A 17,707-nucleotide genomic window follows, 5' to 3' on the forward strand; every position below is an offset into this window, starting at 1 on the left:
TCATTTCAGGCAACAAAAAAGCGCCATCTTTCCGGAAAAAGAGGCGCAAATGAGTTATCTGCTACAAGCGACCAACATTTAGCTATCGGTAGGCAACTTCAGAGAACATGTTCGTCACTTTATACCAGATCCAGCTTACGGCTTGGTCTATACTTTTGACTTGCCCGGAGATATGGGCGGTTGAAGCCTGATACAGCGAGCCGTCGATTACCGTTACGTTCCCGTTGACTTCCCCGTAGACTTGAGTCTTACCGTTCTCCACCGTCAGATCGCCGGAGATAATTTTGCCGGAGGGTACAATCACCGTATTCCCCTTGATCACAACCTGGTCGAGGTCTGCCCCTCTAACCACAAGTTGCCGATCCTGATTCCAAAAGGTTACGGAGCTCATCAACATCACAAGAATGAACATAGACGCCGCCGTCAGTGCCGGATGCCGCTTGATCCAGGTGATGAAGGCTCTTTCCTTCTTGGGTTTCGGTAATGAATCCATAATCCGGCCAACCAAATCCTCCGAGGCCACAGGTGTCTGGTGCATCAGGGAAAACATCAGCATATCGGTCTGTTCCAGTTCTTTGAACCTCGCACGGCACTCCGTACAGGATAAAAGATGCTCCTTCAATTCCCTCTGCTGCAGGTCGGGCAAGTCGTCATCCAGGTAGTCGTGCATCATAGAGACGGCCAGTTTGCATTCCATAGGAGCCAATCCTTTCATACGTGCTAATTTAGTGCATAAGACTTGCTTAACTTACATACGTCCCTGCAATGCAGGAGTTTCATAAAAAATAATCTATTTTTACAATTTGGGTCCTAACTTTTTACGTAAAAACTCACGGCCACGATGCACCCGGGTCTTGATCGTCGTTACAGGCATATCCAGCACATCGCCGATCTCCTGAAGCGACAAATCCTGCAGATAGCGCAGAATCATAACCGACCTGTACTTCACGGGCAGGCTGTCGATGGCTTCATAGATGAGTCTCTGTGTCTCCGAGAGCAGCAGTTCCGTCTCCGGGGTCACATTATTGCTCGGAATCATCGAATACCCGTCAATCCCCTCCTGGTCGTTCATCTCGGCATCCAGGGAATAGGTCGGGCGACGCTTACGCAGCCGGTCAATGCAGAGGTTCGTGCCAATCCGGTAGATCCATGTCGAGAACTTCTGCTTATCATCATACCTATCCAAATTTCTGTAGACGCGCAAAAAAGTCTCCTGAACAACATCCTCCGCCTCATGGCGGTTATTCAGCATACGGTAAGCCAAATGATAAATTTTGTCTTTATATAGTTCCACAAGCTCGGCAAATGCCCTTTGGTCACCCTTCAGGGCGAGCTTTGTCAGTCTGCCTTCCAGATTCTCCACCTGTTAACTCCCCCAGACTTGCCGCCCTTGGACTTTCAGCTCTTCGAAGACCACGGTACAAGCATTTAAATCGTAAATCATGTGCTTGCAAAAATCAAGGTTTGTATTGTTACCTTCTATATAATGTGCTGGAAAAGCTTGCTGCCGGGTTGCTGGCGGCTGATCGCTGGAGGAACCCCCTGGCCCCCCTGGCGGCTGATTAGTCGGGGGCTGCGCAGAACATTTGGACTTCCGGTCGCTGTTATTGGCAGATTTCTTGATTGGAACCGCACGCTGCGGTTGAAATCTGCCAATAAAGGCGAACGCTATCGCTCCTACAGTTCCAAATTTCCGCTCCGCCCCCTCCATCAGCCTGGTTCCCCCCACTGCTTTTCTTGTTGCCCAGGTATATCTCAGGCAACAATGGGGTAGGGCATGGGCTCGGCCGGGTCTCTGATTCCCGGTCTCGCTGGAACGGCAAAAACCCCGTCCCTCCTCTTGGTAAGGGGGAACAGGGTTGAAGAACAACGCATTCAAAATCTTAAAGCGGCTTCGCCGACTTTGAGATCAAAACCTTAAAGCGGCTTCGCCGACTTTTTAGATCAATATCGTCAGAGCGGGTGCTCACAAACCATCAGCCGGTATTCCGAAGACCGGCGGCAATACCATTGATCGTGAGCAGCACTTCGCGCAGCAGCTCAGCGTCATCCCCTTCAGCCTCACGCAGGGCGCGAAGCTCAGCGAGGAGCTGAACCTGCAGGTAGCTGAGCGGATCAACGTACGGATTACGCAGGCGGATGGATTCCTGAATGACCGGAACATTATCCAGAATGTCCTGCTGGCCGGTGATCTGAAGGATCAGCTCGGAGGTCAGCTTGAACTCAGCCTCGATCTGGCCGAAGATTCGCGCACGTGCTTCCTCGTTCTTGCCCATTCCGGCGTATTCCTTGGCGATGACAAGATCCGCCTTCGCAATAGCCATCTGCAGCGTATCGATCAGGGTCGTGAAGAATGAGAAGTTCGCATACATATGCTGCATGATCTTCATATTCTCTTCCTTGCCCTCATAGAAGCTCTGCAGACCGGTTCCGGCGGCATACCATGCTGGAAGCAGATAACGGCTCTGCGTCCAAGCGAATACCCAAGGAATCGCACGCAGGTCCTCGAAGCGTTCGCTATTTTTCCGCTTCGAAGGGCGTGAACCGATATTCAGCTCCCCTACCTCCGGCAGCGGGGTTGACTCTTTGAAGTACGTCAGGAAATCCGGATCACGGAAGATCAGATCCTGATACTTGTTCAGCGAGACTTCAGAGATACGGGCAATAATCTCATCCCACTTGGCTTCGTACAGATCCGCTTGCGGCGATCTGGCATGAATAGCGGCCGTAATCAGAGCGGATGTCGCCTGTTCCAGACTGCGGTAAGCAATACCTTTCATCGAATACCGGGAGGAGATAACCTCGCCCTGCTCGGTAATCTTAATCCCGCCGCCGATGGTGGAAGCCGGCTGGGCCAGAATGCTCCGGTTGAGCGGCATACCGCCGCGTCCGAGGGCGCCGCCCCGTCCGTGGAAGAACTTCAGCTTAATGCCGAACTCATCGGCAGTCGCCGTGATCTGCTTCAGAGCCACACGCAGCTCCCAGTTCGCTGTAACCACACCGCCGTCTTTATTACTGTCAGAATATCCCAGCATAATCTCCTGCAGATCATTCATCGCACGGACCGCATCGCGGTAGATCGGCATGTTGAGCAGCGTACGCATAATCTGCGGCGCATCATGCAGGTCGTCAATCGTCTCGAACAGCGGCACAGCCTGCAGAGTACAGACTACCGTACCGTCGTTGTCTTTGCGGAACAAGCCGACTTCCTTGGAGAAGACCATAACCTCCAGAATATCGCTTGCCGCCTCCGCCATACTGATCAGATAGCTTGTGATACACTGCTTGCCGTATTCCTCCTGCGCCTCATAGATCGCACGGTATACCGCCAGGCATTCCTCTGTCCCTTCACTATACGACTGGTAAGGGGAAGTCAGCGGACGCGGATCATTCAGCAGCTTCTCAAGCAGCACAATCTTCTCTTGCTCCGACAGCTTGGAGTAATCCGGTGTAACATTCATCTTGGCGAGAACCTCTGTCATTGCATTCTCATGCTCCTGGCTGTGCTGGCGGACATCCAGCGTAGAGGTGTGGAAGCCGAAGAGCTCCACCTGACGAATCAGCTTCTTAATGTAGGTATCTGCTACATAATCGGCGTAGTGATGCCGCAGGCTGCGGTCAATCACGTTCAGGTCGTCGATGAATTGCGCCGGGGATGCGTAGCGCTCTGGTGTTCCTTTTTTCTCATCGTCCAGCACATTCTGTGTCTTGGAGATCATATAGCTGAGCTTAATCCGGTAAGGCTCGTTATCATTACGCCAGGCATCGACCCGGTTAAGATTGATAATATTCCGGTCTGCCTCAATGGATTCCAGCAGTTCCGGCGTCACATTCACAATGCTTGTACTAAAGCTCAGGTACTGCATCAGCTCGCGCATAATACGCTGGTATTCACGAATAGCCAGCTTGCGCTGCAGACGGAGGGTCTGCAAGGTAACGGATGCCTTCACGGAAGGGTTGCCGTCGCGGTCTCCCCCGATCCATGAACCGAAACGCAGATAGGTCGGCACATGCCAGTTCTGGCCCGGATAATATTTGCTCAGACAGCGCTCAAGCTCCTGATATACATCCGGCAGCACTTCAAAAATCGTCTCATGGAAGTAATACATCCCGTTACGCACTTCATCCAGCACCGTTGGCTTGCGGTCACGCAGTTCATCAGTCTGCCACAAGGTAATAACCTCATTCAGCAGCTTCTCCCGGAGCTGTTCGCGTTCGCGGAACGTTAGCGTCGGATTATCCAAGCCCATGACGTCGTCGGAGATCCGTTTGTGGATATCGAGAATCGCACGGCGCATAGCTTCAGTAGGGTGAGCGGTCATAACCAGCTCGAGTGACATGCCGCTCATAATCTCAAGAACCTCTTCGTGGGAGAAATCCCGTTCGCGAAGCTCCTGAACCGCGCTCTCAATCGACCCCGGCTGTACAGTCTCCCCGGCAGAACGTTCGTAGTCGCGTTTACGGCGAATCCGGTGGTTCTGCTCGGCGATATTCACCAGCTGGAAATAAATCGCAAAGGCACGGATCACCTGATGGCGATTCTCCGGGTCCAGTGAGCTAATCAGCTCTTTAAATTCGTTGTGCAGTTCAGGCAAAAACAATGAGCGCAGCGATTTGCTGGTCTCCCGGATTTTCTCCACAATATCCAGCAGTTCGTTGCCGCCTTGGTGTACCAAGACTTCGCCCAGTATGTTCCCCAGGAACCGTACGTCCCGCCGCAGCAGATTGTTGGAGTTGCTTTTGCTAACGGTAGTCGTAAGTTCGGTCATGCTGCTCCCCCCATCCTCTTCCGGATCAATGCTCTTAACATTGTCTATTTGAAAAGCTTCCTCATATCATACAATAAAACCGCCCGGAAATCTTCAACTTTATTGCGCGGTAAAGCAGTGCAGTGATTTCGATTATACACCAAACCGGCCATTTATGCAGTCCCAAAAAATTATGTATTTCTTCCTGGTATATTCTCTCTTTGATATGTGATTTATGCAGTGTTCATGTGAAGTTATATGACGTAAAACGACAAAAACAGCCAGCTCCGCAGAGCCGGCCGTTGATCGCAGGTTAACTTTTATTTCATTGTGTGCCCTGAGCGGTTGTTGAATGCCAATTCGAATAATCCGGTAGCCGATAACCCGGCCAATCCGCCTGCCCATAGACGCAAGGTCAACTCCAGCTCTGTAAAAGGATACGCCACCGCTCCAACCAGCAGCCCGATGCCAAGTCCGATAAAAGGGATGCTGTTACGCGGCAAATGGGTATTATTTTTGATCAGCTGCACCAAGGCAAGAATAAAGACCGACAGGATTGAGGCAAAAGCCAATACATTATCCAGCAGTTCGCTGTTCATCATGAGATTGCTCCTTTCTGCGGGATGGTGGTGATATCAACGATGTTGGCAGCCGGATGGTAGGCAATCTGAGCGCCCAGTGCCTCCGCAATTTTACGTGCAGGAACATAGGTAACCCCATTCTCCAGCCACCCGTCCGCAATCTTCCTCCCATTCACCTGTACTGCAACTTTCATCTGAGTCCTCATCGCTTGTTCCTCCTTGGGCTTGATGCGTTCAACCACCGCCTCCACGGCCGCAGCCGTAGGCTTTTTCCCCGTTCGCAGATCTGCCAGACTTAATCCGAAGCTCATCTGCAGATGCGGGTAATCCTTGAAGCTGGTCCAGTCGCCGCCCCATTCGAACCCGATGGCCTTAGCGTGCTGCACCACCTCCAGCCAATCCCGAATCCCATTCTGGTTCTCATCCCTGCTCATATCCCAAGAGACACTTGAACCTTCCGGAAGCAGCAGCGCAAAATCCGCCGCCAATCCATAATTGTGATAACTGTACCCGCCGCGCGCATTCGTCACGATTGCTCCCGGCCGGGTTCGCCCCTGGGCATAGAGCGCATCCTGTTCGGCAATCGTCCGCAGGCCTTGCGTGATCAGGATGGGAACCCCGCCAGCATAACTGCGTTCAATCAGTGCAGTCACTGCGGCAAGGACGGCGGGATGAAGTCCTTTTAACCGGGCAGCAGATTTATTCAGTAGTTGAGTTAGCGTCAGCATGCGATTCCTCCCCTTTCCTGATTTCAGAGAGGACCACGAACAGATCCTGGCGTCTGGTGTACATCAAGAGGGTTAGAATGACTAGCCCTAGGGTCGTTCCCGTCTGGGCAATTGCCCAGGCATCCGATTGCAGCGAGCTTCGTATAGCGTCCGGGACGGGGGCGGAGCTGAATCTGATCCAGAAGGCCACCGCCATTTTAACCGTATACGCCCCGAGGAAAAAGAACGCCGCCAGCATAAACAGACTGACCACGCGCACCCGGAATCTCCGGCGGAAATACAAAAAAAGCGCAGCCATCAGCAGCAGCGCACAGATAAAGGATATAGAATAGGCCAGTAACAACACAATATCAATGCTGCTCATCTTCTGCCCCCCGATCATAGATTAGGAACTCGGCGAACCCGTTGTTCCTGATTTCATCCTGAATGTCCTGAGAGACATTCTTGTACCTGCGGATAGAGAGCGATACTTTATGTCCTGCCAGCGCCAGCCTCCGCTCTCTGTCCCGGTGCAGGGGCGATAGACGCTTGATCCACGCACTCAGCACGTTATCCCCCCCTGTCTTCTTCATTAGTACTGGTACTACCCGTATGGCTGCCTGCGGAATGGTCTATCTTCAAGCGCTGCAAGACTTCAAGCGTGGGTGCCATGAAGTCTGACCGCTCTTTGTCGAGGATATTCTGCAGCCTGTCCCGGTCCTCCTCAGCACGCTCCAGCAGTTCACGCGGCACCAGATTCCCCTTCACAATTGACCGCAAAAGCACAAGCATAATCATGAGCAGAATCAGAGCGATGATATAAGCCAGTCCATACTTATCCGCAAGCGGCAGCAGCTTCTCCAGATTCGCTACATCGTTGCTGTCCATTGCTTCACTCCCTTCTGTGTGGTTATTAAAATAGTTATTAAAGTAGTTATTAAAGTAGTTCTATAAGACGCACTTAAGATTTAAACTTGAAGCTTCAACGTCACTGCGGTGAACATTTGGACTTCCGGCCGCTGTTGTCTCCAGATTTCTTGAATTATACCGCTTGTTGCGGTGGAAATCCGGAGGCGGACGCTACCGCTCCTTCAGTTCCAAATTTCCCCTCCGCTTCTTTTGCTTTTTGTTTATTTCTTCAGTGCTTTTCCTATAGCCCCCGGACGGGTCCGAGGGCAAAATAAAAACGCCCTGAGCGGCGCCTGTGGCAATCTACTCTTCAGTTACAAGGAACGTAAGTCCGTTCTCCACCAGAATCTGCTTGACCGCAGGCTTCAGCGTAGAGGGGACCTCGCTATACTTCGTCTTCCCCAGCGTAACGCGTTGTGCGAAAAATAATGCCATTGCTCACACCACCTTTCTATAATAGAGGTAATGCACAGGTTAGACCCGCTGAACGATTACGTGTAGACTTGCGTGGCCATCTCCGCAATGAGATCCTCAATGAAATCCGCCCGTTCGCTGAGCGCGTTATTCTGCGCCTTTAGCCACAGATTCTCTTGCTGCAACTGCTCCAGCTCTGTCAGTACCGGCGGCTTGTTGGCCTCAGCCTCCTGGTACGCTTCCCACGCTGCCTGCAATTCAGCCTCTGTCGGCTGCGGCGCGTCCAAATTCCAGACGGCGATATACGGGCCGCGTTCTACGAGATCATAATCCTCGCCTTCGGTCAGCAGATTGTAGTCAATGCCATGGCGGTAGTTGATACCTTCTACAGGTTGTTCGTCGATTTCTGGCGGCTTGATCTCGTAGCGAACCCGGCCCTTAGTTTCGGCTCCCGGCCGCAGGACGGGTTCCGGGCCGTTGTCTTGGACGATGAAGTCGTGTAATGAGACTGCAGTTGGATATAGATGCATGATTGATAGAGCTATATTCATATCTTGACCCTCCTTCTTAAGATACTCTCGCTACCCTGAACCAGTTGTACAAATTACTGCCTGTTGTGGACAAGCCGCTTGAATGACTCTGGTGGAGATAAATACTAACAGGTTGACCAGCCGTTAAATCTGTTGTCACATGTCCTGAAGTCACAGAAACCGACGAACCTGAATTAGTATTACGACCTATACACTGATCTTCGGCGCCGTTTTTAAACATGTGCAAGCTAATGACAACCCCGTCAGGCACTCCTTGAAGTGAGCACAAGATGTCGAACGTATACATCCCTGTGCGACTAGGCGTGAACGTCCCTGTAGCTGGATTCCATTCATTTAAATAGTCAAAGTATTTTCCGTTATATACTAGCTTGGTCATTGTGTTTGAAACCATATTCTGTGCAGCAGTTGAACCACCCGCAGCCCCGGTACGTGACTGAGTATTGTTATCTCCCCATGGGTTGAGTACACCCATTCCTGGAACAAGCATACCTCCATCCTGTGCCACCATATTACCAGCCGGAACTGTGCCTGAATACCCAAAGTAGGAGGCGAAACCGGACAGATATGCAGCCCCATTATTCACGCCTGTATTGTTCGATGCATAAGCAACACATTCTGCCAGAATCACTACAGCATTGCCGCGATTCGATACGTTACAACGATCAACGAAAACGTCTGAGGCACTTACATATAATCCGGCTTGTGCGCTTTGTGTAGTGACTACACAAGATTCAAACACAACGCGCCTGGAGGCAGAGACTTTAAAAGCTCCCACCGCTGTCGTAGACGTTGCTGTAAATCCCTTAATTACAAAGACCCCATGACTGTTGTTGACCTCTATAGAGGTCACGCTCACATTTCCCGAAGCGGTAAGAGCAAACAAGTCTGATGTAACAAAACCTGTGATAACAACCGCTTCAGCATAACTCCCTGCCGCCACATTGATATTTACGGTATGGTTAGCCATTTTTGGAATCGCATTAACTGCTCTGCCTATCGTTTTGAACGCCCCACCCGCCGTATTCCCCAGCCCCGTATTCCCATCATTCCCATCCGTCCGGACATAGTAGGTAATATCAGCCGTAGTCTGATTCGGAACGTTTGGCGATTTCACGCCACCCGGGATCATCCATACCTTAGAAGCACCATCAACTTGAGCTACGGCGTATGCATCCGTTTCATTTACGATGGCAAAATCTCCGCCGTTATATGAATACAAGGAATATCTTTTCCCGGTCGATGGCGTTGTGTTCTTGATTTGCAATGCAGCATTAAATGTAACCCCCTCAATAGAAAGAGCTGGGGCTGTGTTAATACCAGCCGTAGAAATGATTTTTTGGTTATTCGTGAACGTGTTATTACCATTCAGTTGGGGGCGGTTATCTAGCTGAGCCTGTACATTACCAGTCACCCCATCCAAATATCCAAACTCCGCATTCGACACAACCCCCGTCCCAATCTTACTCGCATCAATCCCCGCCGATGCATTAACATCCGCATTCACAATCACTCCAGGCGCAATCGCCGTTACGCCATCCGAAGAACTAGTTACATCCCCAGTATGGTTGGGATGCACATAATTATTAGCCCCCTGCGCCACGCTATCCAGCTTCGACTTGTCTGCTCCAGCCATCAGCCCGGCAGCGGTCGTGGTCGCAACCGATGTAGACGCCTTGGCATTCCATGCCGTGCGCTCCACGGCTGTGATGTGCTTGACCGCATCCGCGGCGTGATCCTGCGCGGTCTTGACGGCGGTGTCCAGAATATCCATATTGCCGTTCAGGTCGGTGATATCTACAATGTCTGTACCATCGGGCTTTTTCAGCCCCAGATTACCCGTTGTTTTCATCGCTCACACTCCTATTCATATACTCTTAGTTCGTTCCAGGTCTTGCTGTGCGCACCGTTCCAGGTGAGGGACTGCAAGGAGTCCCACCAGGTGTAGCTGTATACGAAGCTATAGTCCAGATGGGCCGGCTTAATCTCTTCCATGATCTGAATCAGCCCCGCCATATTGGCCGGGATGCCCAGCGTACCGACGAAGTGTACCTCGAAGCTGTACGCTCCGGGCACCTCCACGACCTCCACATCTCCCCCGGAAAAAGCAGACGCCGTCCGCCGGATCATCTCCGGCGTAGTTGTTCCACTGCCCCGCAGCTTGGCCTTGATCATCTCCCGCCGGGTGGCGTAGGACTTGTTCGTATCCGAGGCCAACCCCAGCATCCGCTCCCAGCGGGACAGTCCCCAGGTAGCCGACTCCAGCGTCTTCTGATCATCACTGTCGGCCATCGCATAAGCCATTTCACCGCAGGCTGCACCGGCACTGGCCTGCAATGCCTCCATCTCAGGCACGCCCTGATAATACTCGGGCAGATACTTCATCAGATCAGGGGCCATAATCTCCGGCCCCTCCACCGTCACTCCATCTGCCGAATAAGCCACAAGGCCATATATACTGTCTCCATAAGCCACAGCTACACCCCCTTCAGCTGATTCCAGGTCAGCGGACCTTTGGACAGATAATCATGGGTATGTGCAGCCGGAGCGAATACAGTAGGCTTGCCGTCTACACCTGACCAGGGAACCATATCTGCAGCCTGTGCATAATCGACCTTGCCGTTATTATTCGTGTCGTAGATGCTTTTCAGCATATCGCCTGTGCTTTGGCCTGCCGCCAGCAGCATATTGCTGCTGCCGCTGCCGATGAACAGCTTGCCGCTATCTGTGCAGTAACCCAGCTCGCCTGCGGCCAGCGTACCCAGCGCACTCTCCAGGCCGCGGCGGATTTGAATCAAAGTCTTCCGTGCCATGGTCACCGCCTCCTAGAATGTTCCGCCGTCGATAGTGCTTACCGTGAGCTGGTTGCCATTGGCCGGATCGTAGACGATACTCGAACCGTCGATGTTGACCTCAATGCCAGTCGAGTTGACCAGAATTCCCTTACCCGGCTTGGCCGCAACACTGGTTGAGCCGACAATGATCCCATTGCCTGCCCCGACGGTCAGTGTGACACTATCCGCCTGCCCGCCGCCGGTAAGCCCATTCCCAGCCGTGATCGTCTGTAGCGCGCCGCCCGTCCGCACCCAGGCGCTCCCGTTCCAGCTGTAGATTTTCTGCTCATCGTCCACATAAGCCGTCCAGCCGACAGCCGGAACATAATAAGTCCAGCTACCTGCGGCATATTCTGCAATCTGATTGGTTTTACCCGCCCAGACACCGGTAGCACCGGAAGGAATAATATACCGGTCTGCTTCCACAGGACTTCCTGGCGGAGCCGTCAGGTGCTGATCCTTCACCGAAGCCTGCGGCTCAATATTATGCTTGGCCAGCTCGATTTCGTTTTTGATTTTTTGCGCGGACCACAGGTCTGTAATCGTCGAACCGCCATCGTTGATCACCCTATGCTTCGCGGCATCGTTAAGATGCGTTGCAATTTCTGCGGCGGTCTTCGAATTCGTGCCGTCCGACACTTTATTGGGATGCCCTGCTGTAAGATCCGCCTTAAGCACCTTGGCATACGTGGAGCCGTCAGCGATATCGTCCACCGTTCCGCTCACATCTGTTAATTTCTGCGCGTTAACCCGCCGCCAGGCGGTCCCGTCATCGAAATACAAATACCCGTTGTTACTCCCGCTGCTCACAAGGTACAGACGCCCCACCGAGGCTGCCGCAGGACGCGAAGCTTCGGGACCGGACAAGGCCCGGCCCACCATGGAGTTGGAGCTACCGTCTCCGATATAGACCTCCTTCGTATCTGTACAGAAGCCCATTTCACCCGCCTTCAGCATCCCGTAAGTGGACAGTTCGGCCCGGGTACCGCGTTTGACCTGAATAGTCTGTGCCATATTACACCTCTCTTCTAAAAGATCCGCCGTCAATCAGACCGGCCTGTTTATACCGCTCCAGTTCACGCTGCGTAGCCGTAAGCCCGCCCTGTAACTGGTTCACATCATCCGCTTCCACGGTATCCCCCGGGGTCTCGTAAGTCACATAGACTTCGGGCACATCCGCATAGATGTTAATGAGCCGCCGCCAAGGGGCCTCGTCCGGGAAAGAGACCGAATAATTCCGCACCTCTGTCCCGCTGAAGCGTGAGCCTGTGTACACGGCCAGCGTCTGATTGTTAATATTGTCGTGGGCCAGCAGTCCGCTGAATGCACCACCTGTAAGCCGAAGCTTCTCCTCTACAACATGACTGCCGCCGTTTGCCTTTTTGTTCAGCTTATCCTGAAAAACATCGATCTGCTCCGGATATCCCATACCTACACCTCCAGTACGACATTGCCGAACAGCGGCACTTCTGTCTCCAGCAGCGGGATATTTGCCGTTCCGCCGTTCAGCTTCAGCCCGCTATAGTCCACTACGCCCTCCGTATTCAGCAGCAATGCGCCAATGACCGATTGACTGATATAGCTAGCGGCAAAAGCCTTCTCCTTACGATACTTCTCCAGGAGTGCCGTAAAAGCTTGAATAACCGGCTGCAGCGCATAGCCTGCCGCCAGCGTGACCTTCGCGGTCACGCTGATCGTACGGCCTGTGGCCGATTCCACCGTCACCACCGCGCCCACCGGAGCCTGGCCCTCGCCAAGACCCGGCGCAGGATCAATGAACTGCTGCACCTGGGAGACCAGCAGCGGGGAGGCGGGCTGATGCTCCGCGTTCACAATGACCACCTTGACCGTCTTCGGTCCGGCCCACAGCGGGAAGACCCGCGCTCCCCCTACACCCTGGATCTGCTGTGCCCACTCCATATAATGATATTTATTGCCGCTCGTTGCAGGCCTCCGGGCCGAACCGAAGTACCGCTGCCGCAGCGCTTCATCCGGCTCCGCATCCGTCCCCGGTACCAACAGGCCCGTAATCTCCCCCCGGGCCAGTCCCGGGATATAATCAATCGGCAGCAGCGCGCCTGAATACTGATTCCCCTCAGCCCCGGCAGTCTCACTCTCCAGGCGGTACGTCCCGGGAGCAAGCTTCTCCGCAGCACTATAATGGAGCAGTCCCAGGGAGAAACGGCTGCCCAGCGGAATGTCCAGCGGCTGTTCGCCGCTGGTATAGAACCTCGCACCAAGCTGCGCTTTGCCTGCGGGCTGACGCTTCAGTCCCGTCCAGGCAATGGTTCGTTCCAGATATTCGCCGTCCGCCGTATCCGGGAAGAACAGATTATTACTGACCTCCAGTTCAAGATACATCTGGGCCATTTCAGCCGCCGCCGGCGCAAGCGCATCATAGATAATACTTCCCTCGCGCTTGTCCAGCCCCTCTGGAACCCGATCCAGCATGCGTTCCAGCAGAGCCTCGTACGTCTGATCCTCATACACTGGCCATCCCCTCCTTTCTAAGCTCCACATCGCCATATACCGTTACAGCCGTACAGCTGAAGCTAACCGTATCCCCGTCAAAAAGAATCTCTACATCCTCAAGCGCCTGAATCCGCTCATCCTGGAGCAGCGCATCGCTGATCAGCCGGCGCAGCTCCGGCCGGGCCAGCAGCCTGTCCTGACCCAGTACCAGCTTCCACTCCGTTCCGTAGTCCGCGCTATAGATCAGGTGCTCATAACGGCTGGTTTGCAGCACCTTGATTGCAGCCTGCTTCACCGCTTCAAGCCCGTCTACCCGCCCGCCGATCCGCCCCCGCTCCCAGTCCATCCGGTACGTCAGGCTCGGAGCATTCCCCGCATCGGTCACATTCCCTTCCAGCGCTCCCGTCACCGGACCGGATCTGCCTATTGCCGGAATCATAAATCCACCAGCCGATCGAGGACAATATAGCTCTGTCCGCCTTGCATCCGCACGAGCAGCACGCGGTCTCCCGCTTCAAGTCCACGCCGCAGCAGGATCTCCCGGCCTTCGATCACGGCCTTGCTCTCCATCACGGATTCAACCACAACCAGTGCGGCTCCCGTCAGCAGCAGCCGCTGCTCCACCTGAATCTGCAGCGGCTCTGCCAGAACCACCGTCCCATAAGAAAAAGCCACCGGATTCGTATTCGATACGGCCCCGAGGCTTGCCTGTTTGATAATATCGAGCATGTTGTCTACACCACCTTAATGTCTAGGGACATCGTATGCTCCCCTCCGGAAATTTTATGGCTGCATTGATCCACCAGGAACAGCTGTGTCTGGAATTCATCCAACAACACGTAGATGAAGTTCCCCGCCCTCACCCGTATATCGCCAAGAGCCTGCACAGAGAGACTGACCTTCTCCCGGTTGTGCAGCTTGAGCAGGTTGCCTGCCTTTTCCTGAATCTGCGCAGCATTCGCATTATCGTCCGCCTTCTGGTAGAGATGCAGGATACCCCAGCGCTTTACATTTTCTTTATCTGTGACCGGATAGAACTCGCGTTTACCGGTTTTTTCGTTGTCCTGGTAGAGCAGAATCGTATTGTACGTATTATCGTCGATGCTTCTTTTCAGCGAATAATCGTACAGGTAATGGCCTGCCCCCAGAATCACCTTTAGCAGCATGGACTGCGGACTGCGCAGCGTCAGCTTACCGAAATCATCATAGAACGCCATCAGCCGGCCCTTATACTGCAGCTCACTGCCGACCGCACCCATAATAATATCAAGCAGCTTCTTGCCGTCTTCGATCAGCGAGGGGATCTTGTACTCCGCCGGTTCCAGTAATCCAAGCCGCAAGCCGCGGTCCTTGGCAATGGTACTGATGACCTCAGCCGCAGTAACATCCTGAAGCACATAACTGCCATTGCCCAGCAGATAGCGGATCTGATCGTACGCCGTCAGCTTGATCTCCTGATTCGCACCCGTGTCAATACTGAAGACGAAGCCGTAGAATACATCGACTCCGTCTCTGCGGAACTGCACAATATCCCCGTTGCTGATCGCGAACTTTTTATGCTGATACATCCCGCTGTCCACCAGCGTAAGCTCAAGCGTTGCAGGCTTGCCGGTCCGGGTGGTTTTCCACGTGATATCCGTAACGATTCCGGCAATATTCCAGATGGCGCCTTCCTTATTAATTACGATTAATTCCATCGCCACGGCCTCCTAAGACAGCTTGATCACTCGGCCAATTTTGAGCTTCTTCAGTTCGCTGTCCGAGATATTGTTCAGCTTTTGCAGGGTTTTGGATTTACTGCCGTCACCGAGCAGCTTTTGGGCCACCGACCAGAGCGTATCCCCGGCTTTGAGCGTATAGGTAGCGGGCGCTGCCTTCTCGCTTGCCCGTTTCTGCTGCTTCTTCACTTCACCGGTGCTGCCTACCTTCACAGCTAACGCCTGATAGAACACATACTTTTTGAGTCCAAGTGTATAATCGATATCCCCCGAGGACCCCGCACTGAGCTTCCAGGAGAAGTTCTCAATACTGACCGCCATATTAATGCCAATATCCCCGGTAAAAGTCTGTTGCGCCTGCGCCCTGGCCTGCCTCAGCCAATCTGGGGTCTGCGTATTCTGCACGTTCGCCGATTTCAGCCCTGAAAAAACAAACCGGACCGGCCTGCGGCTGAGCATCCATTTGCGAATCAGCTCTACATACTCGTAGGGTTTCAACAGCTTACCGGCATTCTCTCCGGAGTACACCACAAACGGATAATACTGTGCCGGGAACATACTCTCAATCGTAATCTCCGTCAGCTTCGGATATGCAATCGCGTTGATTTCACCAAAATCCACAATCGTATAGCTTTTGCCATCGCTGTTCTCCTTGATCTCCAGCGTCTCAGGGTTCACCGGAAGCCGGATCACCTCTTCATAATTATTGAAGCTCAGATAGAATCCATACTCCTCCATGTTACGTGTACACCCCCTGCGCCGTAGAGACGAACTCCTCTTTCAGCTTTTGCCCAATCTTCGTGATGATGGAGTCAATATCGCCCGAATTATTAATATTCCCTGTTGTTACCTGCACCGTTGGCGTTAGCTCAACAAAATTCTGAATCGACTGAATCTCCGCCAGCTCCCGCAGCATATCCAGATCATCACTAGAGATATCGACCTTTTCATTGATCTTGCCTACCTCGCCCACCTTGTTGACGTTGTTCAGGCTGCCGTTTTGGTTGGCGAAAGCATTAGTAGAACCTCCCGGGATATTCTTAAGAGACTTAGGGTTAGTTAACTCCTTGGCTTTATCCGCCATTTGTTGTCCCTTATCCATGAAATTGTTCATGGCATTCTTTCCTATTTCATTCCCCTTGCCATATGCCGCTTTTGTATCCTTATAATCTGTTAGCTTGGATATTTCCAAAACTACCTTGTCTGCTGGTTTATATGCTTCAAGGCCTTGACGATATTTCCCAATAATATCACTGGCACCATGAGGGGTCTCCGGTTCCTCTACATCTAGTTTGACCTTACTGATCCCTAATGTGTCGAAGAATGGAATGTTGCTCAGCATATCAACCAGTGAGTTGAACTTGTCGAGCACCCACTGAATAGCCTTAGCCATTACCTTCATGAATCCTCCGGCGAATCCTTCTGCGCCTACAGCAATACTATACATAACATCCAGCGCACCAGCGGCAAGACCATAAAAGAATCCCTGTACTTTATTGACAGCTGAATTAAATATATAAACTAACACATCGCCAGCCAAAGTGAAAAAATTCTGGATACCAATGGCTATATTCTGCACAACTGCAGCCAGGTAGTAGAACGATCCCACAATAAATCCAATCACCTCGCCCGCCGAGACGCCAAGATGCTGCAAAATCATCAATAAGACTGCTATCACCGCAATGACGATTAAGATTGGCCAGTTAGCAGCCAGCCAGGCTGCAGCGAGCATATAGACCTGAACAATCATAGCTGCCAGGAAAACAATCGCTATCGCCTCAAGAATAGGCTTGATGAAAGACCAGTTATCCTGAACCACTTGAGCCAGCCATAACAATCCATTAACCACCATTGAGATCACATTCGCTATGACAAGAAACCCGTTAGCCATCGCATCAATCAGCGGTGCAAGCTGTCCTGAAGTTAACGCGTTGTTAATCATATCCATTACCGGCCGCAGAGCGCCCATTGGCTTAGCACCAATCTGTCCGAGCGCATTGTCAATATTCTCGTTCATCACGTTCCATTTCTCAATATCCCCCGGCTGTGCTGCTTCCTTCACGGCCTTCTCCCCGAACGACTTAATCGTGTTAAAAGGCGTTACCACATCAGCCGTTTTGAGGAATTTCATGATCTTGGAATCGCCGCCCGGTGCAGGCGGGACTGGTGGAGGTGGAGGTGGCGGCAACGGCGGCGGTACCGGGTCCTTCTTCAAGTTGATTTTCGGTTTCGGAAGAACCTCAGGTTTCACCACTGGCGGTTTAACATCCTCTTTTTTCACCTCAGGTTTCTTCTCTTCCTCTTCCTTTTTTTCTTTTTCCTTGAGGCCCTCCCACCACTTCACCTCTTTGGGCTCGGGCTTTTTTTTCTCAGGCTCCTCTACAGCAGGCGCGGCGGTAAGCATCCTGACCCCCAACTGCTGGGATTGCGCAGCCCTTTGGCTTTGCTGCATCACCACTGTTCTGGACACATCCACTTTGACAGGCAGCCGTTTGAAGCCTTCCAGCAGCGTGTCATTAATCTGTTGCAAGGATTGAATGATCCGATCCTCTGAACGGATGATTTGTTCACTGGAACGTTTCACCGCCGCCTGAAAACCTTTTACCGACCGGTTAACCATGTCGAGATTATTATTCATCCGCAGGCTTTGTTTGTGGACGGCTTTCCAGATCGTAACCGACCTGCGCGAGATAATGACTGCTTTGGAGCTATCGATTTCCATTCATTCACCCCCTTCATCTCTTCTTCCCCTTGCTCCGAGCGCGCTCCCGCTTCT

General features: G+C 52.6%; 21 protein-coding genes. All 21 read right to left on the minus strand.

Going from position 1 to position 17,707, the window contains the following annotated elements; genetic code table 11:
* Positions 1-82: 82 nt before the first annotated feature.
* The gene (locus NYE26_RS27090) at positions 83-697 is read right to left on the minus strand and encodes a zf-HC2 domain-containing protein (protein ID WP_036724508.1); all 615 of its coding nucleotides are present in this window, start codon (positions 695-697) and stop codon (positions 83-85) included.
* A gap of 99 nt (positions 698-796) precedes the next feature.
* The gene (gene sigW / locus NYE26_RS27095; protein WP_339251528.1) at positions 797-1,363 is read right to left on the minus strand and encodes an RNA polymerase sigma factor SigW; all 567 of its coding nucleotides are present in this window, start codon (positions 1,361-1,363) and stop codon (positions 797-799) included.
* A 613-nt stretch (positions 1,364-1,976) separates the two neighbouring features.
* Positions 1,977-4,769, minus strand: a complete 2,793-nt coding sequence (ppc, locus tag NYE26_RS27100; protein ID WP_209879643.1) for a phosphoenolpyruvate carboxylase — start codon at positions 4,767-4,769, stop codon at positions 1,977-1,979.
* Positions 4,770-5,068: 299 nt separating this feature from the next.
* On the minus strand, positions 5,069-5,347 hold the full coding sequence (locus NYE26_RS27105) for a holin (RefSeq protein ID WP_339257635.1): 279 nt from the start codon (positions 5,345-5,347) through the stop codon (positions 5,069-5,071).
* On the minus strand, positions 5,347-6,057 hold the full coding sequence (locus tag NYE26_RS27110) for a M15 family metallopeptidase (RefSeq protein ID WP_339251532.1): 711 nt from the start codon (positions 6,055-6,057) through the stop codon (positions 5,347-5,349). The genes NYE26_RS27105 and NYE26_RS27110 overlap by 1 nt, the downstream gene beginning before the upstream one ends.
* On the minus strand, positions 6,029-6,421 hold the full coding sequence (locus NYE26_RS27115) for a hypothetical protein (RefSeq protein ID WP_339251534.1): 393 nt from the start codon (positions 6,419-6,421) through the stop codon (positions 6,029-6,031). Before NYE26_RS27115 ends, NYE26_RS27110 begins: the two co-directional genes overlap by 29 nt.
* On the minus strand, positions 6,408-6,629 hold the full coding sequence (locus NYE26_RS27120; protein ID WP_339251536.1) for a hypothetical protein: 222 nt from the start codon (positions 6,627-6,629) through the stop codon (positions 6,408-6,410). The genes NYE26_RS27115 and NYE26_RS27120 overlap by 14 nt, the downstream gene beginning before the upstream one ends.
* On the minus strand, positions 6,607-6,924 hold the full coding sequence (locus tag NYE26_RS27125; protein ID WP_036724518.1) for a hypothetical protein: 318 nt from the start codon (positions 6,922-6,924) through the stop codon (positions 6,607-6,609). Before NYE26_RS27125 ends, NYE26_RS27120 begins: the two co-directional genes overlap by 23 nt.
* A 324-nt stretch (positions 6,925-7,248) precedes the next feature.
* Entirely contained in the window at positions 7,249-7,380 is a 132-nt protein-coding gene (locus NYE26_RS27130; protein ID WP_339220485.1) for a hypothetical protein, read from the minus strand.
* Positions 7,381-7,436: 56 nt separating this feature from the next.
* Entirely contained in the window at positions 7,437-7,910 is a 474-nt protein-coding gene (locus NYE26_RS27135) for an XkdW family protein (RefSeq protein ID WP_339251538.1), read from the minus strand.
* A 16-nt stretch (positions 7,911-7,926) separates the two neighbouring features.
* Positions 7,927-9,759, minus strand: coding sequence for a hypothetical protein (locus tag NYE26_RS27140; protein ID WP_339251540.1), 1,833 nt, complete (start codon positions 9,757-9,759; stop codon positions 7,927-7,929).
* Between the two features lie 11 nt (positions 9,760-9,770).
* Positions 9,771-10,382: a putative phage tail protein gene (locus NYE26_RS27145; protein WP_339251542.1), complete on the minus strand. Its 612-nt coding sequence runs from the start codon at positions 10,380-10,382 to the stop codon at positions 9,771-9,773.
* 2 nt (positions 10,383-10,384) lie between these two features.
* Positions 10,385-10,720 carry a hypothetical protein gene (locus tag NYE26_RS27150; RefSeq protein WP_076081815.1) on the minus strand — a complete coding sequence of 112 codons (336 nt, stop codon included), beginning with the start codon at positions 10,718-10,720 and terminating at the stop codon, positions 10,385-10,387.
* Positions 10,721-10,732: 12 nt separating this feature from the next.
* Entirely contained in the window at positions 10,733-11,755 is a 1,023-nt protein-coding gene (locus NYE26_RS27155) for a DUF2793 domain-containing protein (RefSeq protein ID WP_339251545.1), read from the minus strand.
* A gap of 1 nt (position 11,756) precedes the next feature.
* Positions 11,757-12,170 carry a phosphoglucomutase gene (locus tag NYE26_RS27160; protein ID WP_209879667.1) on the minus strand — a complete coding sequence of 138 codons (414 nt, stop codon included), beginning with the start codon at positions 12,168-12,170 and terminating at the stop codon, positions 11,757-11,759.
* A gap of 2 nt (positions 12,171-12,172) precedes the next feature.
* Complete coding sequence (locus NYE26_RS27165) at positions 12,173-13,231, minus strand: baseplate J/gp47 family protein (protein WP_339251547.1); 1,059 nt, start codon at positions 13,229-13,231, stop codon at positions 12,173-12,175.
* Positions 13,224-13,652, minus strand: a complete 429-nt coding sequence (locus NYE26_RS27170) for a DUF2634 domain-containing protein (RefSeq protein ID WP_339251549.1) — start codon at positions 13,650-13,652, stop codon at positions 13,224-13,226. The genes NYE26_RS27165 and NYE26_RS27170 overlap by 8 nt, the downstream gene beginning before the upstream one ends.
* Positions 13,649-13,942: a DUF2577 domain-containing protein gene (locus NYE26_RS27175; protein WP_339251551.1), complete on the minus strand. Its 294-nt coding sequence runs from the start codon at positions 13,940-13,942 to the stop codon at positions 13,649-13,651. The genes NYE26_RS27170 and NYE26_RS27175 overlap by 4 nt, the downstream gene beginning before the upstream one ends.
* Positions 13,943-13,947: 5 nt before the next feature.
* Positions 13,948-14,910 carry a hypothetical protein gene (locus NYE26_RS27180; RefSeq protein WP_339251553.1) on the minus strand — a complete coding sequence of 321 codons (963 nt, stop codon included), beginning with the start codon at positions 14,908-14,910 and terminating at the stop codon, positions 13,948-13,950.
* Between the two features lie 12 nt (positions 14,911-14,922).
* On the minus strand, positions 14,923-15,669 hold the full coding sequence (locus NYE26_RS27185) for a LysM domain-containing protein (RefSeq protein WP_076081822.1): 747 nt from the start codon (positions 15,667-15,669) through the stop codon (positions 14,923-14,925).
* A gap of 1 nt (position 15,670) precedes the next feature.
* The gene (locus tag NYE26_RS27190; protein WP_339251556.1) at positions 15,671-17,653 is read right to left on the minus strand and encodes a hypothetical protein; all 1,983 of its coding nucleotides are present in this window, start codon (positions 17,651-17,653) and stop codon (positions 15,671-15,673) included.
* Positions 17,654-17,707: the final 54 nt, after the last annotated feature.

This window comes from Paenibacillus sp. FSL P2-0136, assembly GCF_037975325.1.
GTDB classification, from domain to species: Bacteria; Bacillota; Bacilli; order Paenibacillales; family Paenibacillaceae; genus Paenibacillus_AQ; species Paenibacillus_AQ silagei.